Origin of the sequence: Leptotrichia shahii (assembly GCF_008327825.1) — a bacterium.
Classification (GTDB): domain Bacteria; phylum Fusobacteriota; class Fusobacteriia; order Fusobacteriales; family Leptotrichiaceae; genus Leptotrichia; species Leptotrichia shahii.
Genome location: NZ_AP019827.1, coordinates 964,681 through 982,013, shown reverse-complemented (window position 1 = coordinate 982,013; position 17,333 = coordinate 964,681). Strand labels below are relative to the sequence as shown.

The following is a 17,333-nucleotide window of genomic DNA, read 5'->3' as shown; positions in this document are numbered from 1 at the left end:
TTCTTCTTCACAGACCTCCATAAAAAAATGCTAGTCCTAAAGTCATTAAAAACACCAATGCTGATGAAAATAAAACAAAAACGATATTTGCTGTATCCATACTGATACCTCCTTCATTTTAAATTTTCGACATCCTGTGTCCTTTAATAATTCATTCTAGCAATTTTAAAAAAATTAGTCAAATATATTATATATATACTTTTCATATATAAAATTTATTTTTATTTCAATAATCCCCAATTTTTAGCTACACTTCCATTAGCTTTTAATGGAACTTTCTTAAATTTAACCGTTTTTTCCATAATTTTTTCAATTTTTTCCATATATTCCTTAGCAAATTCATCACGAACTTCAAAAATCAGTTCATCGTGAACTTGAAGAAGCATTTTGATATTTTCATCATTTTTAAATTCCTCATAAAGTTCAATCATAACTTTTTTTATAATATTTGCCGCCGTTCCCTGAACAACAGTATTTACCGCCATTCTTACAGCCTGTGCCTGTACATTTTTATTTGTCGCATTAATTCCGCTAATATATCTTCTCGTACCATAAAAAGTTTCCACAAAACCATGAAGTTTAGCCGTTTCTGTCACAATATCCAAAAATTTTCTGACTCTCGGATATTCCTCAAAATATGTTGTAATATATTGAGAAGCCTCCTGAACCGTAATCCCCAGTTCCTTTGACAGTCCAAACGGTGTTTTCCCATAAAGAATACTAAAATTAATTACTTTTGCAATACTTCTCTCGTGCCGTGAAATTTCATCTTCTTCAGTTTTGAAAAATATCTTTCTCGCTGTCAGGTTATGCAAATCCTGATTATCCTGATACGCCTGCACCAAATGCCTGTCTTTTGACAATTCCGCCAAAACTCTCAATTCAATTTGTGAATAGTCAAACGAAATCAAACTATGCCCTTCCTTTGCAACAAAACCTGTACGAATCCTTATTCCATCATCTGTTCTTACAGGAATATTCTGTAAATTTGGATTTGCCGATGAAAGTCGTCCAGTAGATGTTCCATTTTGGTTAAAAGTCGTATGAATCCTGTCATCTTTATCCGCCAGTTTTGGAATTGGCTCAATATAAGTTGACAATAATTTCTTATAAGCCCTGTATTCCAGCAACTTTTTCCCAATCATCCGTTTGTCTTCTGTCAATTCTCCATTGTTAGCAATCATTTCCAGAACTTCCACATTTGTTGAATATCCAGTTTTTGTCTTTTTGCCTGATGGAAGCTGTAATTTTTCAAACAAAACTTCCCCTAATTGTTGTGGCGAATCAATATTAAATTTTTCATTGGCAAGTTCGTGAATCTCATTTTCAAGCGTACTTAACTTTTGCTCAAGTTCATTTTGAAATTCACTGAAATATTTCTTATCAATTTTTATCCCCGTTTCCTCCATTTGTGCCAATACTGGTATTAATCGACTTTCTAGCTTGTCAAATATATTTAGAAATTGCTCATTTTGCAATCTGTTTCTAAAAATTGTTTCCAATTTATAAATAAAAAACGTTCTCTTTGACAAAAACTCACAAATCACATCATCTGAAACATCGCTAAAATCCTTCTTTCTTCGCTCCTTCTTAAATTTTTCCTCAAAAGTTGCAATCTCAACACCAAACTCATCTAGAATTATTTCCTCAATTTCTTGTAAACTTTCTGTCCCAAGTACATATCTTGCAAGTAAAATATCAAAATATTCAGTACATTTTATTCCAAACCTGTCATTATTTATCCCATAAGTTTTACCGCCAACAGAATATCCAAAATACTCGCTTTCCCCATTTTTCATATATTCTTTCACATTATAAGCGATAATTTCTTTTTCACTTAGCAATCTATAAATATTTTCAATATTTTTTTTATTATCTTTCTTTTCATCAACATTATTACTTAAACTAAACAAGTTAATTTGTACTCCAGATTCTACATTTTCTTGTTTTCCATTTTGCAAAATATCTTGAAGTTCACTGTCCAAAAGCACAATATTCGTTTTTTCATCACAAATGGAAAGTCCAAGCATATTCTCAAAAATAGCCACTTTTTTATCCATTTTCTCAATCATAGAATAAGCATCATTCCAGCTAATAACTTTTCCATAATTTTTCTCAAAATACACTTTTTCATCTTTAATTTTCTTAGTTTTTTCAGTTTTCTGAGTTTCTAATGCAATCTCTTCTGCCTTTTTCTTCTGAGCCTCATATTCTATTGTCAACTTTTCTTTTAAAACTTGAATTTCATCAATTTTTTTATCTATTTCTGAATTATGTTCGTACTCCACATGCTCATAAAAATGTGAAATTCCATCAAAAATCGGATTTTCCTTATCATACTCCAATTCCTGCTTTTCAACTTTTTCTCTTTCAAGTCTCTCTTTTCCAATTTTTCTTCAGCAATTTTTTTATTTTTTTCTAAAACTAACTTCTCTTCTTCAGTAAGTTCCTTTTGATTTCCATTTTGCAAGAATCTTTCCTTTTCTTCTTCCACAGCTTTAGAAAATCTTTTAAAATCAAGCTCTTCATAAAGTTTCAAAAGGCTGTCAAAATCCTTTTCCTCAAATTTCAATTTATTTTTATCGTATTCAACATCAAGCTCCCTTTTCACAGTTGCAAGTTCCCGACTTATAAAGGCATTTTCCTTATCAGTCAGTAATTTTTCTTTCTGTTTCCCTTTTATTTCCTCAATATTTTCATAAATTCCTTCCAAGTTTCCATAAGCTGTAATAAGTTTCACACCATTTTTAGGACCAATCCCCGTAACTCCTGGAATCCCATCCGACTTATCTCCCATAAGCCCAAATAAGTCAGGAATCTTATCAGGTGTAACTCCCAAATACTCAACCACATCTTCATCAGTCTTTATATGCTTAAATGCAGAATTTTTATCCCCTTTTCCAAGCAAAGCAATATTAATTTTGCCATCCACAAGCTGTGCCAAATCCTTATCTCCAGTTATTACAAAAACCTCAATTTGTTCATCAGCATCATTAGAAAATTTTGTAGCGAAGGTGGCAATAACATCATCCGCTTCCTGTCCAGCCTTCTTATATTTGGGAATCCTATATCCATCCAAAACCTTCATAATAGTATCAATTTGCATAACAAGCTCTTCTGGCATACTTTCCCTATGTGCTTTATAAGTCTCCAGTTCTTCAGTTCTCTCTAACTCGTCCCTTTTCACATCCAGACAAGCCACTAAATAATCAGGTTTAAACTCCCTAATCACATTTTCTAAAGTATTAATAAAACCAAATGTAGCTCCAGTAGACATTCCGCTGCTATTTTTCATTCCCATTAATGCAAAATGGCTTCTATACATAATCGCACTCGTATCCAATATAACCGCTCTTTTCAACTTAACTGTCCTCTTTTCTTTTTTCATTTTTGCTTTTTTAATTTTCAATATGATAAAAAAATACCATCCTATTTCTAAGACAGTATTTTAAAAATATACTATTTTTTTTATTATGCTTCTGCTCTTTCAGGATAAATGCTTACTCTTTTTTTACCCTTTCCAAATTTTTCAAATTTTACATATCCATCAGTTAATGCGAATAAAGTATAATCTTTTCCTAATTTTGCATTAGTTCCAGCATAAAATTTACTTCCTCTTTGTCTTACAATGATGTTTCCTGCTTTTACAGCTTCTCCATCATATTTTTTTACTCCTAAATATTTAGGATTAGAGTCTCTACCATTTCTAGTTGATCCTTGTCCTTTTTTTGAGGCAAATAACTGTAAGTTTAATTTTAATAACATTTTCCAACCTCCTCGATTTTTTCTTTATGTTTTTAATTCATAGTTTTTTTCAAATTTTACTTTTGTGAATCTAATATTTTTTATTATTTGTCTTCTATTTTATCCCCAAGTTTCACAAAATCACTATAACTTCTTGCAACCGCCTTTAAATATGAATACATTGATTCAATCAGAATATCCGCCTTTTCCAGTTCCTCATCAGTTAATTCAGAATCCTTCAAATCACAGCTAATAAGCCCATCCTTCTCAACATACTTCAATTTTTTTTCAAGTTTCAAAGTTTCAATAAGCCCATTAATCGTCATTTGTCCCACCGATGAAACAGCTGCACAAATTACATCTTCTCCATATCCTGAAAAATCTGCATGTCCCTTTATTTCAAAATATGTTATTCTACCATTTTGTCTTTGTGTTTCTATTTTTATCATTTAAACCACAACATCTTTCACAGTTCAAAAATTAATTTTATAATTTTAATACTATCTTAATTATGCATTAATTGATTTAATTTCAATTGCTGTAAATGATTGTCTATGTCCTTTTTTTCTGTAGTAAGTTTTTTTGTTATATTTAAAGTTAATTTTTTTATCAGCTCTTCCATGTGATTTAACTGTAGCTACAACTTTAGCTCCTTCTACAACTGGAGTTCCAACTGTTACGTTTTCTCCTTCTCCAACTAATAGAACTTCATTAATTTCGATGTCTGAATCAACATCAGCCGCTAATTTTTCAACTTTTAATACAGTTCCAACTTCTACTTTATACTGTTTTCCACCTGTTTTAATTACTGCAAACATTTATGTTCACCTCCAAATAATTTATCGCTATTATTGGTATTAGCCACCAATTTTACGCGTACATCTTAATTAGTTTACTATATTTTCATTAATTTGTCAAATTATTTTTTTCTATAAATATTAAATCCAGTCGCCTGATTTGTTGCCATTATTGTAATATCTGAAATTTGCACGTGTTTTGGCTGATTTGCAATATAAAGTATCGTATTTGCAATGTCTTCAGGCTTTAGTGCCTCAACTCCTTCATAAACCTTTTTAGCCTGCTCCATATTCCCATGAAATCTCACATTGCTAAAATTAGTTTCCACAATTCCAGGCTGAACAGTTGTAACTTTTATATTTTTATCAATCGTATCAATCCTAATCCCATCACTCAACACTTTTACAGAAGATTTTGTAGCACAATACACAGCAGCTCCTGCATAAGCATAAATTCCAGCAGTCGATCCAATATTTATAATATGCCCTTCATCATTTGCAACCATGCTAGGCAAAATCTGTCTTGTAACATACAACAGCCCCTTCACATTTGTATTTATCATCTGTTCAATATCCGCAATATCATAATCTTGAAACTTGTCCAGCCCTAGAGCAAGCCCTGCATTATTTATAAGTACATCAACTTTCTTCACATCTTCCAGTATTTTTTTAGTAAATTTCACAACATCATTATACTTTGTGACATCAAGCACAAAAATATATGCATTAGTGCCATATTTCCTGTCAATATCCGCCTTTATCTCCTTCAACTTGTCCAAATTTCTGGCACACAAAATTACATTATCTCCATTTTTAGCAAATGCATAAGCAGTTTCCTTACCAATTCCACTTGTAGCACCAGTAATAAAAATATTTCTATTCATAAAAACTCACTCCCTATATTTGAATTTTTCATTATTTATTTTAAAAATGATTTTTTTAATTTATTTAAAATCGAATATACTTTACTTCTATGCTCTATTTCAACAGCTAAAACTATCAATTTATCATCTTGTATTTCAACTACTATCCTGTAACTTTTTAATGGTTTGTACTTCCAATATCCTTTTAAATTATGGCTCAAAGCCTCCCCTTTGATTCTTGAATTTTCAGAATTGTTTATTTTTTTAGAAAATCATAAATTTTTTTACTTGTATTTTTATCCATCTTTTGTAATTTTTTTGCTGCATATTTAGATAACAATACTCTATATTTCACTTAAAATCCCATTTTCTTTCCAAAATCTTCAAGAGGTATCATTGGGGATTTTTAGCTTTTCAGATAATTTCATTATTCTTTTTATTTCTGATTTGGAAATTTGTTCATTTTCTTCTATTCTATCTAATTCTTTTGATATCAAATTATTAATAAAGTTGTTATCATATTCCAAAACTTCTTTTAACTGTTTTTGTTTTTTTTCGTTTAATTCAACATCTATGATCATCGTACTTTTCTCCTAAAATAGATTTTGTAATTTTTTTAGAATTCAAATAATTTTTAAGTTTATTTAAAAATATCCACATTTTTATTATACCACAAAATTTTAATTTAAGTGTTATTTTATGTCCAATTTATTTTTCTGATGAAATTTTTGTCTCAACTTCAGTTTAAAAATCCCTATCCCTTTCTCAATACTCATCTCCTGCGAAAACTTATACACAAACATATTTGTAAACTTCAAATCCATTTTTTTATTTGATCCCAAATCAACAAACATTTCCAAATTTCTATAATCACTTTTTTGTAAATATGACTCAGCCCATTCCACCAAGTCTATTATATTTTTTTTATTTCTTTCATACAAGTCATCATTCACACTTTTATTTTCTGAATTTAAATTATTTCCAGTATTTTCCAAATTTGAAATAATTTTTCCAGTTATTTCCATTTCTACTGTGCTTCTGCTATTTGCTAAATTTGTATCTTCTGCAAGTCCAATTTTGTATTTTACTTCGATAATCTCATCTTCACTTACATTTATTTCCTTTTTACTTTCCTCATCTCTAATTCTTAATCTGTATTTCATTTATCCCACCCCTTAATTTTTTTAAAAAACTGCTATTTCATCAATTTTTACTGTTTCCTCAACACTTACAACTCCAAAATGATTCTTCCAAAAAATCTTCAATTCCAGTCCAAATTCCAGAAATAACAATTCTAACGTTTTTATTTTTGCGATATTCTCTTTATTTTTTTCTCTATTTATATAAATTATTATTTTATTTTTTTGATGTTTTTCCCTATAAATAAGCGAATCTAAAAAAAAGTATTTAATTCCAAACTTAAAATTTTTCATAGAATTGACATTATTAATTTTTTCATTATAGATCAAAAGTGCCACATATTCCTGCTCTTCCCTATTCAAAAGCAAAAAATATTTTTTTAAATTCTTTCCTAAAATTCCTTTTCTTATATCTTCTGAAATTTTTTCACAAAAAATGTCAATCACTGTCGTTCCACTTGCAAAATCAAGTTCCCTTAAATAACTTATTGCATTATTTTCAATATTTTTCTTAAAATCCTTTAAAATAAATTCTTTTTTATTTTCTCTTGATTCGTCAATTGTATTTTTTCTGCGTCTAAAACTGCTTATTTTAGATTCTTTTTTAACAACATTTTCCGTTGTCAAATTTTTAATTTTATTATCCTTTTGAAGTTTATTTTCAAGTTCAAAAAAATTATCATAATAATTTACAAAATCAGTAAAAATTTTATTAAATCTCACATAAGGATTTATTTTCACAACCTTTTTTATTTCAAATTTATCATAAAAAAAATCATCATTTACCTCAATATATGCTGATACATTATTCTCCAGCTCAAATTGTGTATTTATAGGAACTGCCCATATATACGGATATCCTTTTTTATTTTTATTCGCCATGCAGATACCCCCTGCACTCAAATTCTATGTAATTATTCTGGATTTCTGAAATTAAAAAACTTACTTTGTCCTCTGAATATTCATTAAAATTCTTAATTTCCACAAACAGGTTTAATTTAGGTTTTTTATCAAAATATTCCCTTTGAAATTCATTCCTAAAATTTTCATTGCAGTCATAAATATCCAGATTTTCTTCAATATTTTCCTTAAAATTAATATCTTTTAGTATAATTTCATCCTTTGTAAACTCATATTCCAAAAAATATTTTTCCAAAAATGCACGGCTTCTTGTATTTTTATTTTTTTTTTGGATTTTATCAATAAAACTTTCATTTTTAAAATTCGTAAAATGAAAATAATTTTCCTGTTTCTCACTATTTTTTTCAAAAATTTCAAGCATTTTTCTACATTTTTCTATTGGCTTTATGGAAAAAATATCCCATACATCACCTGTATTTTTCTTTGAAACAATGCTTAATTTATTTTTTCCGCTGTAATAACAGCAAACAATATCCTCATTTTGATGATTTGATACTAAAATTTGCTCGTTATCTTCAAAATTTATTGTATATTCAAAGGATAAATCAATTTTTGTTGGACGTACAAATATGGTGCTTATGATCTTTTTTCTTTCAATATTCCAAAGTAATTCCCTATTTTTTAGCACTCTATCCTGAATTTCTTCAAAATCATAAGTAATCTCACAATCTCCATTTTGAATTCTTTCCAAAATATCCCTTTCAATTTCAAAATCATACTCAACTAGCTCAACTTTATACCATCTCATAAAATGTGCCATATTAAGAGTTTTCCAGCTTTTTCCATTAAGCTCAAATGAATTGTGCAATTTTTTTATTTCATCAAAATAACTTTTATCCCTTACAACTTTTACTTTAATTTCGTAATTATTTCCATCAATATTTATCCATCCAGCAAATTCCCTTTCAGAAACCTCATTAATTTTACATAAATCTAAATTTAAATAAATATTTTCCAAATAAATATGTCCATAATTTTCATTAAAAACACCCACTTTATCAGCTACTGGAAAAAAAACACCATCCATTTTAAATACATCCTCACTTTTTACCAGCACTGTTTCAACAAAAATGCTTTCATTATCGGAATTTTCAGCAATCTTTACTTCTAAAAACCTGTCTTTAATTTCCTGAAACCTCTCCTGCATTTCCACATTCATTTCAAAAAACATTTCTCTTAGACTTTTTCCAAGCATTTCTTTTTCAAAAATCTCATTTTCTCTATTCATAACCCCTCCAATATTTAACTATATTTTAATTTTATCATATAATTAAATTTTTTTCAAATATTTTTATTAAAAATTTAATATTTTTGAAATATAAAAAATTTTAATCTTTTACAATTGTAAAAGTATAAAAAAAATGCTAAAATTAATTAAAATATAAGACATTATTCTACTAAAATAAAAAATTGCAAAATTATACTCAGGAGGAAATATTTTATGAGCTATCAAACTATAATTGTCGGAATTGCAGGAGGGACTGGTTCTGGTAAAACTAGTGTAACTCAAGCTATAATCAAAAATCTGGAAAGAACTGGGATTCACTCAATTTTACTTGAACAGGACTCGTATTATAAGAGAAATGACCATTTAACTTATGAACAAAGAACTAAATTGAATTACGACCATCCAGATGCAATTGATTTTGATTTGCTTGAAAAGCATATATTGGCATTGAAAGATGGAAAATCCATTGAAAAACCTATTTATGATTTCCAAGTTCACAACAGAATCAATGAAACTCAACATATTGAGCCTGCAAATTTAATTATTGTGGAAGGAATTTTAGTACTTGCCATTGCAAAAATTAGAGAACTTTTTGATGCAAAACTATTTGTAGATACTGATGATGATGAAAGACTCTTAAGAAGAATTGAAAGGGATTTAAATGAACGTGCGAGAAGTTTTGAAAGTATAAAAAATCAGTATATAAATACTGTAAAACCGATGCACTTGGAGTTTGTCGAACCTTCTAAAAGATATGCAGATGTTATAATTCCACGTGGAAAAGATAATAAAGTGGGAATAAAAATGGTAGCGAGCAGACTCCGATATTTATTTAATAAATTAAATAAAAAATAATAATAAAACAAAAAAAATTGAAAGGAGTATATGGTAATAAAAAAATTATCATACAATAAATATTATGAAAATAGTTGTAATTGGAGGCGGAGCAGCTGGAATGATGTTTTCGACTCAATATAAAAAAGCAAATCCTGAAGATGAGGTTATTTTATTTGAAAAATCCTCTTATGTGGCTTGGGCTGGATGTCCAACACCTTATTTCATTGCTGATGAATTGAAGAAAAGTGATGTTCTGCACGGAACACCTGAAGATTTTATAAAGCGTGGAATTAATGTAAAAATTCATCACGAAGTTACAAAAATAGATTTTGAAAATAAAACTTTAACAGTAAAAGGCAATGAAATTAACGGGACAATTTCTTATGACAAATTAGTGATTGCTGTTGGAGCAAAATCGTTTGTGCCAAATATTGCTGGATATTCTCAAAATTTGGAAAATGTATTTACTTTATCACATGCAGAAAATGCCTTTAAAATAAAAGATTATCTTAACGAAAATAAATCAAAATTAAAAAATGCAGTTGTTGTAGGAGCTGGATTTATTGGACTGGAAATGGTTGAATCATTTAGAAAAAATGGATTAAATGTTACACTAATTGAAAAAGCTGATCAAATTTTTCCAAATGTTTCTGAAAACTTGAAAAAAAGAATTTATAAAGAAATAGAAAATAATGATGTTGAATTAAAATTAAATTCAGGAGTTACAGAAATAATTTCTGAAAATAATGTAGCAAAATCAGTAAAACTGGATAATGGTGAAACTGTAAACTTTGATATTGCATTATTTAGCATTGGAATTACTCCAAATATTGATTTTCTACCTAAAGAATTAAAAACTGATTCTGGAAAGATTACTGTAAATGATAAATTTGAAACAAATATTAAAGATGTATATGCAATTGGAGATTGCGTTTTTAACAAATATTACAAAACTGACAGAAATTTATATGCTCCATTTGGAGATGTAGCAAACAAGCATGGAATGTTCCTTGCAAAACACTTATCTGGAAAAGATGTGAGCTGGAAAGGGTTAATCCGTTCTTTTGCAACTTCATTTTATGATGTAAAACTGGCACAAACTGGACTTTCTCTAAAAGAAGCTCTGCAATTAGGATACAATGCCGATGTAGTTTCAATGAAAGCAATGTATAAAAATTCTGGCTTTGAAGATTCTGTTCCTGCAAGTGCTGAAATTATTTACGATAAAGATAAAAAAATTGTTCTTGGCGGAGCAATGGTCGGAAAAGAAGCAGTAGCACAATTTATAGATCAAATGGCTATCGTTATTGCTCTTGAAACACCTATTGAAAAATTCATAGAAATTGACTTTGCATATTCCCCAACAAATGCAAGTGTCTGGAATCCGTTATTAGTAACATACAGAAAAGTTATTAAATAAAACAGGAGTTTTTATGAAAAAGAAAATTGAAAAATTACATAAAAACAAAAGATTCCGTATGAGTTATCAAGTTATTTTTATTTTCTTGGCATTATACAGCTTTGTCACTACACTTTTAGATTTACATGGCGATATTAGCATTTTTAATAATCCAATCCTGGAATTTATTGATGTATCAATTTATTTAATTTTTGCAGTGGATTATTTTATACGTTTTACAAATTCAGACAATAAATTAGATTTTATTGAAAGCAATATTCCTGATTTAATCTCAATTATTCCGTATTATTCTATTTTTAGGCTATTCAGAATTTTTAAGATTAGACGTTTAGCAAGAGTTTTTAAGCATTTAAAACTGACAAAAGCTTATTTGTCTGTAAAAAAATTCTACAAAAAAATAAAAAAAATCTTGAGAGCAAATGGACTTATTTATTTGTTAATATTTGCTGTACTTGGAATCATAGTATCTGCCCTAATAGTTTCCTATGTCGAAAAACTCTCTTATTTTAATAGCCTATGGTGGGCTTTTGTAACTGCAACTACTGTTGGTTATGGAGATGTCTATCCGCATACATTTATTGGAAGAATAATTGCTATTTTTCTGATACTGATTGGAATGGGAACTTTTGGAATGATTACAGGAGCAATCACAAGTTATTTCTTAAATCGGCAAACTGATTTAATTCCAGATGATGATTTAGATGAATATGTCTTAAACTCCCAAAACTACACAGATACAGAAAAACAGGAAATTATAACTTTTATACAATTTATAAGAAACAAAAGAAAAAAATAAATTATACTAAAATCCTTTTAATACAGGAAGAATAGTAAGTTTTAACTAACCTTATTATTCTCCTGTATTTATTATTCTCCTGTATTTTTTATTTTAGATATGTCCGATAATCTAAGTTCTTTTTATCTCTATAAGGAGTCAAGGCCTCTTGCTTTAGAATATTTATTTTATTAAATTCTAAGTTTGTATGGCTATCGAATAGGTCTATTAATTGCTATGAACTTTTTTCCCTTTAATTCTTACATCTGAACTTAATGATTCCATTGTTATTTCCTTTTCTTTTCCAATAATATTTATCTTAGAGCCATAAAAATCAGCATCTCCAATCGACTCTATCCCCAAATAATTATTCGAAGCCACTATCATGTTCTGATTAGCCTTATTTACAAAATTATCTGCATTTTCAACTATATTTGGTGATTCCACACTGTATTTTTCAGCTGTTTTCACTTCAAAAGTGTTTAAATTCAAGCTAAAATTAAAATCACTCTGATTAACCTGGAAATTTCTTTTGGTATAATCGCTAAATCTTCCACTTCCTTTATTGTTTATTGCCCACGACACTTTTGCAAATCGCTCGTCTTCATTTGGAAAATAAACTTCCACAGTATCATTTACTTCAGGAGTGCAGAAAAATCCAGTATTTGTCTGTGAATAAAAAGTCTGGTAACTTAATGGAAATCTTTTTATCCCATAATCATCGTACGCTTTATCATTACTTTCACTATTGCTTCTTTCTTGAACAATTTTTTTCAGCCCTTCTGCAAATCTGACTTCCATTTTCGCAATTCCACCATCTTCAAATACCCGTTCAACATTAGCTTCAATCCTGCACCCTTTTATTTTTTCATTATATTTCTTGAATATATAATAACTCTTCATATCCGTTGCTAAAAATTCACTTTTTAAAATAAAATCCTTCAAAAATATTCTAGTTTTTAATACAGAAAAATTACTTTTATTCCCACTAGAATCTTTATCATTTACTTCATTTTCTACAGCGCTTTCAGAAATAGAAACAGTATCTCCCAAATTTATTACTTTATTTGACTGCACTTTATAATATAGATTTTTATAATCTCTTACCAGCGAATAATCTGAAAAATATTTATTTTCCTTCTTAATTTCCCCCATTTCTACAATTCCAAACAATATTATCCCTTGCTCAACTACAAACAACCCAGTTTTCAACTGACTAGTAAGTCTTACTAAAAATTCCCAATCTGTTTCATCAAACTGCACAACAAGACTGCCAATCTGCTTTTTCGCAATATCAGAATATTTTATTTCCAGCTTTTTATCAGCATAATCTTTATTAATCTCATCAATTATATCTGAAAACATTAAATTCCTATCCTGAAAAACCCGATACTTTTTCTCATTTTTCCTGTCAAAAAGCACACTTTTAGAAAACGCCTTCATCAAAATCCTGCACCCATAACTTCCATAATCTAATATTTCAAAATAATCAACTATTCCACAAAAAATCTTCCTTCTGACATTCTGATTCGACCCTGAAAGTTCAATTTCAATTTCAACATTTTCCTTTTCAATAATTCTTTCCAGATTCTTCCTTTGCTCTTCATCCATTTCCAGCTGCATTTCCAGCTTCTGATGTTCATTAATATTTTCATTCAGCACAAATTCTCGAATTACAAAATTATCCAGATTTTTCTTATCTAGTATAATTCCAATATTTTTTCCTTCATACATATTTTCCATATTTGTACTTTCATTCCCCATTTTCGTCACCTCAATTTACCTTTTTTATATAATATTTAATAAAATATTAATATATTTTTATTATACTATATTTTAAATACTTTTTCAATCTTTTTATAAATTTTTTCCATTTTAAAATTATTAATTTTAGTTTTAAAATATTTTCTAATAATTTGACTACACTAAAAAATAATAAAATTTAAATTATTTATTGAAAAATACCTTTTTTTATAATATAATAAACTTGTTCAAAAAACTCACAATTTATAAAATTTATCCAATAAATTATACAGCTACTGAACAAGTTTAATATTTAATCAGAAGAAAGGAAAAAGTACCTATGTTTATAAATACTATAAAAACAGGTTTTTTAATGTTTGGATTAGTTTTTCTCTTTGTAGCAATTGGCGGTGCATTGGGAAATCAGCAAGGGGCATTAATTGGACTTATAATTGCTGGTGCTATGAGTTTTTACAGTTACTGGTTTAGTGATAAAATGGTTATCAAATCTTATAATGGTCAAGAAGTTAATTCCCAAAATAATCCAAGATTATATCACCTAATACAAAGATTGTCCAAAAATGCTGATTTACCTATGCCAAAAGTTTACATAATTCCAGAACGACAGCCAAATGCCTTTGCAACTGGAAGAAATCCACAAAATGCAGCCGTAGCTTGTACTGCTGGACTGCTTGAATTGATGGATGATAATGAGTTGGCTGGAGTAATGGCTCACGAACTTGGACATATAAAACATCGGGATATTTTAATTAGTACAATTGCTGCTACATTTGCTGGAGCAATTGCAAATATTGCAAGATTTTTACCTTATGCATCAGGCGGGAACAACAGAAATGGCGAAAAAAGACGAAATAATGTCGCTGCTGCAATGCTAGTATCACTTTTAGCTCCAATAGCTGCTTCCATAATCCAAATGTCTATTTCAAGAAAAAGAGAATATATGGCGGACAGAGCTGGAGCTGAATTTTCAGGAAATCCTTTATATTTACGTAATGCACTCCAAAAATTAGAGAATTACAGTCACAGTATTCCAATGAATAGAGAAGATCCAGCAACAGCCCATATGTTTATCATAAATCCTTTTTCAAGCCTTGGAAGCCTAAAGAATTTATTTAGTACTCATCCGTCTACCGATGACAGGATAAAAGAACTTGAAAAAATGGCAAGAGAAGAAAATTTATTATAGTAAAATCTATTGGGATTTTTATTTTACTTGAGAATTTGCTTTAAATATGATAAAATATACAAAAATTATCAAATATATATGGAGATAAGATATGATTAATACTTTTACATTTTTAACACTATTATTACTTTTTGTACGTATTTACTCGCTTGTTTCAATTTTATTCCTAAGCGGAAAGCGAGTACAATTTGCAGAAAGAATAACTGTATTTATACTTTTATTTGAAGTTTTGACTATATTTTTATATACTTTCTTTAGTTCATTCCGTTATTTATTACCACCAGCTTTAATGTTGCTAAAAACTCAAAAAATTTTTATTTTGAAAAATTTTTCAGTAACGCTTCTAATATATTCTATTTTAGATTTGACATTAAGTTTCACATTCGGAAGTCAAAATATCTTCAAATTTATAAATAGATTTCTAGTAGGAATCATATTATTAACAAATATTATTTATGGTTTTATGTTAATAATATAAGTTCATTAAAAAATAGGTAGCCTGAGTGAATCATTCTCAAAAAGTTACCTATTTTTATTATTTAAATTAACTTTACACTACCCTTCCTGTTTTTCAAGAATCATATTTACTTCCTCAATAATTATATCTGGATTTAACCCATGAACAGCAATCCCTTCACCTAAAGTTTCCGCACTCGAAATAATGCATCCAACACATCCAAGCCCGTATCTCATCAATACTTGTGCAATAATCGGATATTTTTCTACAGCTTCCATTATATTCATATCTTTTGTTACTTTTTCCATAGTTATTTCCTCCTATTTGAAATTTTATTTTATATTTTTTTATTCACAAATCCTTTAAAATAAAACTAAACTTTAAATTTAAACTAAATGTTATATTTCAGGAATTTGATACTAAAGCAATTATGATAAATCTCATAAAACATAGCCAATAATATTTATTTATTACAAACTTATTATTTAAACGAGAAATAATAATACCACTCTATAAGTATAGCAAATTATATCATTTCAGTCAACTTTTATAAACAAATATTTTTTTAATCAAATAATATTTAAAATTTTTAGATAAAAATAGAAAAAGATTGAATTAGAATTATTATAAATGACTCCAATTCAATCTAAATTTATAAATTTATTTTAATAATTTACTTTAACTTATTTTGCAGCTTCATATTTTTTAGATACTACATCCCAGTTTATAACATTAAAGAAAGCTGTAATATAATCTGGACGTCTATTTTGATAATTCAAGTAATATGCATGTTCCCATACGTCTATTCCCAAAATTGGAGTTCCTTCTGAACATCCACAAGGTGTTACACCTGGCATTAATGGATTATCCTGATTTGCTGTTGAAGTTACTTTTAATTTTCCATCTTTGTTTACAACAAGCCAAGCCCATCCTGATCCAAATCTAGTCGCAGCCGCTTTTGAAAATTCTTCTTTAAATTTGTCAAAACTTCCAAATGCTTCATTTATTTTTTCAGCTAATTCACCTTTTGGCTCTCCGTCTGCATTAGGTCCCATTACTTCAAAATATAGATTATGGTTATAAAAACCTCCACCATTATTTCTAACAGCTCCACGTATATTTTCTGGTAATGCATCTAAATTTGTTAAAATTTCTTCTATTGATTTTTCCAAAAATTGTGGTGCATTATCCTTTAATGTGCTATTCAAATTATTAGTATAAGTTGCATGATGCTTTCCATAATGAATTTCCATTGTTTTTGTATCAATATTTGGCTCTAATGCATCAAAACCGTAAGATAATTCTATTTGTTTAAACATTTTTATCACTCCTAACCTTTTATTTAGATATATTTTATCACATTATTTTTGTAAAATCAATAAAAATTTATATTTTTTATGAATTTGTTATTATTACAATTAAGAATAAGGTAACTAAAATATTTGCTATCATTTAATAGAAAAATAAACGATCTACTCTTTTATAATATATCCAACACTTCTTACAGTCTTTATAATTTTTTGATCATATCCCTTATCTATCTTTGATCTCAAGAAATTAACGTACACATCTACAATATTACTTTCTGAAACGAAGTCTATATCCCAAATTTTTTCAGAAATCATTGTTCTAGTAAGAACTCTATTTTTGTTTCTCAAGAAATATTCCAATAATAAAAATTCCTTGTTTGTTAATTCTATTTCTTTTCCATCACGTTTAACTTCCCTATTTGCAGGATTCAATGTTAGATCATAGGCTGTTAAAATTCCCATTTCATCTTCAGTAAGCCGTTTATTTAAAATTCTCACTATTGCTCTAAATTTGGCTGAAAGTTCTTCCAATCTAAAATCATTGTAGACATAGTCATCTATTCCCTTCAGTAGAGCTTCGGTTTTCGAATATCTGTCATCTTGTTCAATTGCCATTAGAATATAACTTTGTTTTTTATATCTTGTTATTTTTTCTATTGCCAATGGAAAATCTTCAATCGAGTTAATATCCAAAAAAGAAATGTCGAGAGTCTCTGTCTTTAGGGCATCTATCATTTGTTCTTCATTTTCTGCCAATATAACATTAAAACTTAGTTCCTTTAATAACTGTCCCACTACCATTCTGGTTTTTTCATTTTTATTAAATACTAATACTTTCATTTTTCTATTGTATAATAAATATATTACAATTACGATACATTTAAAATACCTC

The 17,333-nt window shown here is 28.3% G+C and carries 20 protein-coding genes; 4 read left to right on the top strand and 16 right to left on the bottom strand.

The genetic code is table 11. From position 1 onward, the window contains the following. Window positions 1–7 precede the first annotated feature (7 nt). From F1564_RS10205 to F1564_RS04555, 12 genes are all read right to left on the bottom strand, one after another. Window positions 8–100, bottom strand: a complete 93-nt coding sequence (locus tag F1564_RS10205) for an ammonium transporter (RefSeq protein WP_018450103.1) — start codon at window positions 98–100, stop codon at window positions 8–10. Between the two features lie 121 nt (window positions 101–221). After that, the gene (locus tag F1564_RS04600; protein WP_232053400.1) at window positions 222–2,345 is read right to left on the bottom strand and encodes a DNA polymerase; all 2,124 of its coding nucleotides are present in this window, start codon (window positions 2,343–2,345) and stop codon (window positions 222–224) included. Beyond that, window positions 2,261–3,388 (bottom strand): 5'-3' exonuclease, encoded by a 1,128-nt coding sequence (locus F1564_RS10280; RefSeq protein WP_232053399.1) that lies wholly within the window; start codon window positions 3,386–3,388, stop codon window positions 2,261–2,263. The genes F1564_RS04600 and F1564_RS10280 overlap by 85 nt, the downstream gene beginning before the upstream one ends. Window positions 3,389–3,471: 83 nt before the next feature. After that, window positions 3,472–3,765, bottom strand: a complete 294-nt coding sequence (gene rpmA / locus F1564_RS04595; protein ID WP_018450105.1) for a 50S ribosomal protein L27 — start codon at window positions 3,763–3,765, stop codon at window positions 3,472–3,474. Window positions 3,766–3,848: 83 nt separating this feature from the next. Further along, the gene (locus F1564_RS04590; RefSeq protein WP_018450106.1) at window positions 3,849–4,193 is read right to left on the bottom strand and encodes a ribosomal-processing cysteine protease Prp; all 345 of its coding nucleotides are present in this window, start codon (window positions 4,191–4,193) and stop codon (window positions 3,849–3,851) included. A gap of 60 nt (window positions 4,194–4,253) precedes the next feature. Then, window positions 4,254–4,562: a 50S ribosomal protein L21 gene (gene rplU / locus F1564_RS04585; RefSeq protein WP_018450107.1), complete on the bottom strand. Its 309-nt coding sequence runs from the start codon at window positions 4,560–4,562 to the stop codon at window positions 4,254–4,256. A 101-nt stretch (window positions 4,563–4,663) separates the two neighbouring features. Then, window positions 4,664–5,425, bottom strand: coding sequence for an SDR family NAD(P)-dependent oxidoreductase (locus tag F1564_RS04580; protein ID WP_018450108.1), 762 nt, complete (start codon window positions 5,423–5,425; stop codon window positions 4,664–4,666). Window positions 5,426–5,460: 35 nt separating this feature from the next. Next, entirely contained in the window at window positions 5,461–5,625 is a 165-nt protein-coding gene (locus F1564_RS04575; RefSeq protein WP_018450109.1) for a type II toxin-antitoxin system RelE family toxin, read from the bottom strand. A 162-nt stretch (window positions 5,626–5,787) separates the two neighbouring features. Further along, on the bottom strand, window positions 5,788–5,985 hold the full coding sequence (locus F1564_RS04570) for a hypothetical protein (RefSeq protein WP_232053398.1): 198 nt from the start codon (window positions 5,983–5,985) through the stop codon (window positions 5,788–5,790). 111 nt (window positions 5,986–6,096) lie between these two features. Then, entirely contained in the window at window positions 6,097–6,567 is a 471-nt protein-coding gene (locus F1564_RS04565; RefSeq protein ID WP_018450112.1) for a hypothetical protein, read from the bottom strand. Window positions 6,568–6,588: 21 nt separating this feature from the next. Next, window positions 6,589–7,425 (bottom strand): hypothetical protein, encoded by an 837-nt coding sequence (locus tag F1564_RS04560; protein ID WP_018450113.1) that lies wholly within the window; start codon window positions 7,423–7,425, stop codon window positions 6,589–6,591. Continuing rightward, window positions 7,415–8,692, bottom strand: coding sequence for a hypothetical protein (locus F1564_RS04555; protein WP_018450114.1), 1,278 nt, complete (start codon window positions 8,690–8,692; stop codon window positions 7,415–7,417). The genes F1564_RS04560 and F1564_RS04555 overlap by 11 nt, the downstream gene beginning before the upstream one ends. A gap of 213 nt (window positions 8,693–8,905) precedes the next feature. On the opposite strand from F1564_RS04555, the gene udk reads away from it, so the two are divergent. The 3 genes from udk to F1564_RS04540 all read left to right on the top strand — a co-directional run bounded on the left by udk (window position 8,906) and on the right by F1564_RS04540 (window position 11,745). Further along, window positions 8,906–9,547 (top strand): uridine kinase, encoded by a 642-nt coding sequence (gene udk / locus F1564_RS04550; protein ID WP_018450115.1) that lies wholly within the window; start codon window positions 8,906–8,908, stop codon window positions 9,545–9,547. 64 nt (window positions 9,548–9,611) lie between these two features. Then, the gene (locus F1564_RS04545) at window positions 9,612–10,949 is read left to right on the top strand and encodes an FAD-dependent oxidoreductase (protein WP_018450116.1); all 1,338 of its coding nucleotides are present in this window, start codon (window positions 9,612–9,614) and stop codon (window positions 10,947–10,949) included. Between the two features lie 13 nt (window positions 10,950–10,962). Next, window positions 10,963–11,745, top strand: a complete 783-nt coding sequence (locus F1564_RS04540; protein WP_018450117.1) for a potassium channel family protein — start codon at window positions 10,963–10,965, stop codon at window positions 11,743–11,745. A 207-nt stretch (window positions 11,746–11,952) separates the two neighbouring features. On the opposite strand, the gene F1564_RS04535 is transcribed toward F1564_RS04540, so the two are convergent. Then, window positions 11,953–13,488, bottom strand: coding sequence for a contractile injection system protein, VgrG/Pvc8 family (locus F1564_RS04535; protein WP_018450118.1), 1,536 nt, complete (start codon window positions 13,486–13,488; stop codon window positions 11,953–11,955). A 319-nt stretch (window positions 13,489–13,807) separates the two neighbouring features. Between F1564_RS04535 and htpX the strand changes: the two genes are divergently transcribed. Continuing rightward, window positions 13,808–14,674, top strand: a complete 867-nt coding sequence (gene htpX / locus F1564_RS04530) for a zinc metalloprotease HtpX (RefSeq protein WP_018450119.1) — start codon at window positions 13,808–13,810, stop codon at window positions 14,672–14,674. A 555-nt stretch (window positions 14,675–15,229) separates the two neighbouring features. On the opposite strand, the gene F1564_RS04520 is transcribed toward htpX, so the two are convergent. From F1564_RS04520 to F1564_RS04510, 3 genes are all read right to left on the bottom strand, one after another. Next, on the bottom strand, window positions 15,230–15,439 hold the full coding sequence (locus F1564_RS04520; RefSeq protein ID WP_018450121.1) for a DUF1858 domain-containing protein: 210 nt from the start codon (window positions 15,437–15,439) through the stop codon (window positions 15,230–15,232). 375 nt (window positions 15,440–15,814) lie between these two features. Further along, entirely contained in the window at window positions 15,815–16,450 is a 636-nt protein-coding gene (locus tag F1564_RS04515) for a superoxide dismutase (RefSeq protein WP_018450122.1), read from the bottom strand. Between the two features lie 153 nt (window positions 16,451–16,603). After that, window positions 16,604–17,281, bottom strand: a complete 678-nt coding sequence (locus F1564_RS04510; RefSeq protein ID WP_018450123.1) for a response regulator transcription factor — start codon at window positions 17,279–17,281, stop codon at window positions 16,604–16,606. Window positions 17,282–17,333: the final 52 nt, after the last annotated feature.

Bases quoted from the DNA above. Each gene is read 5' to 3' on its own strand.
- F1564_RS04510 (WP_018450123.1), bottom strand. From the start codon at position 17,281: ATGAAAGTATTAGTATTTAATAAAAATGAAAAAACCAGAATGGTAGTG.
- F1564_RS04535 (WP_018450118.1), bottom strand. From the start codon at position 13,488: ATGGGGAATGAAAGTACAAATATGGAAAATATGTATGAAGGAAAAAAT.
- F1564_RS04590 (WP_018450106.1), bottom strand. From the start codon at position 4,193: ATGATAAAAATAGAAACACAAAGACAAAATGGTAGAATAACATATTTT.
- udk (WP_018450115.1), top strand. From the start codon at position 8,906: ATGAGCTATCAAACTATAATTGTCGGAATTGCAGGAGGGACTGGTTCT.
- F1564_RS04515 (WP_018450122.1), bottom strand. From the start codon at position 16,450: ATGTTTAAACAAATAGAATTATCTTACGGTTTTGATGCATTAGAGCCA.
- F1564_RS10280 (WP_232053399.1), bottom strand. From the start codon at position 3,388: ATGAAAAAAGAAAAGAGGACAGTTAAGTTGAAAAGAGCGGTTATATTG.
- F1564_RS04570 (WP_232053398.1), bottom strand. From the start codon at position 5,985: ATGATCATAGATGTTGAATTAAACGAAAAAAAACAAAAACAGTTAAAA.
- rpmA (WP_018450105.1), bottom strand. From the start codon at position 3,765: ATGTTATTAAAATTAAACTTACAGTTATTTGCCTCAAAAAAAGGACAA.
- htpX (WP_018450119.1), top strand. From the start codon at position 13,808: ATGTTTATAAATACTATAAAAACAGGTTTTTTAATGTTTGGATTAGTT.
- F1564_RS04560 (WP_018450113.1), bottom strand. From the start codon at position 7,425: ATGGCGAATAAAAATAAAAAAGGATATCCGTATATATGGGCAGTTCCT.
- F1564_RS04580 (WP_018450108.1), bottom strand. From the start codon at position 5,425: ATGAATAGAAATATTTTTATTACTGGTGCTACAAGTGGAATTGGTAAG.
- rplU (WP_018450107.1), bottom strand. From the start codon at position 4,562: ATGTTTGCAGTAATTAAAACAGGTGGAAAACAGTATAAAGTAGAAGTT.
- F1564_RS04520 (WP_018450121.1), bottom strand. From the start codon at position 15,439: ATGGAAAAAGTAACAAAAGATATGAATATAATGGAAGCTGTAGAAAAA.
- F1564_RS04555 (WP_018450114.1), bottom strand. From the start codon at position 8,692: ATGAATAGAGAAAATGAGATTTTTGAAAAAGAAATGCTTGGAAAAAGT.
- F1564_RS10205 (WP_018450103.1), bottom strand. From the start codon at position 100: ATGGATACAGCAAATATCGTTTTTGTTTTATTTTCATCAGCATTGGTG.
- F1564_RS04565 (WP_018450112.1), bottom strand. From the start codon at position 6,567: ATGAAATACAGATTAAGAATTAGAGATGAGGAAAGTAAAAAGGAAATA.
- F1564_RS04545 (WP_018450116.1), top strand. From the start codon at position 9,612: ATGAAAATAGTTGTAATTGGAGGCGGAGCAGCTGGAATGATGTTTTCG.
- F1564_RS04540 (WP_018450117.1), top strand. From the start codon at position 10,963: ATGAAAAAGAAAATTGAAAAATTACATAAAAACAAAAGATTCCGTATG.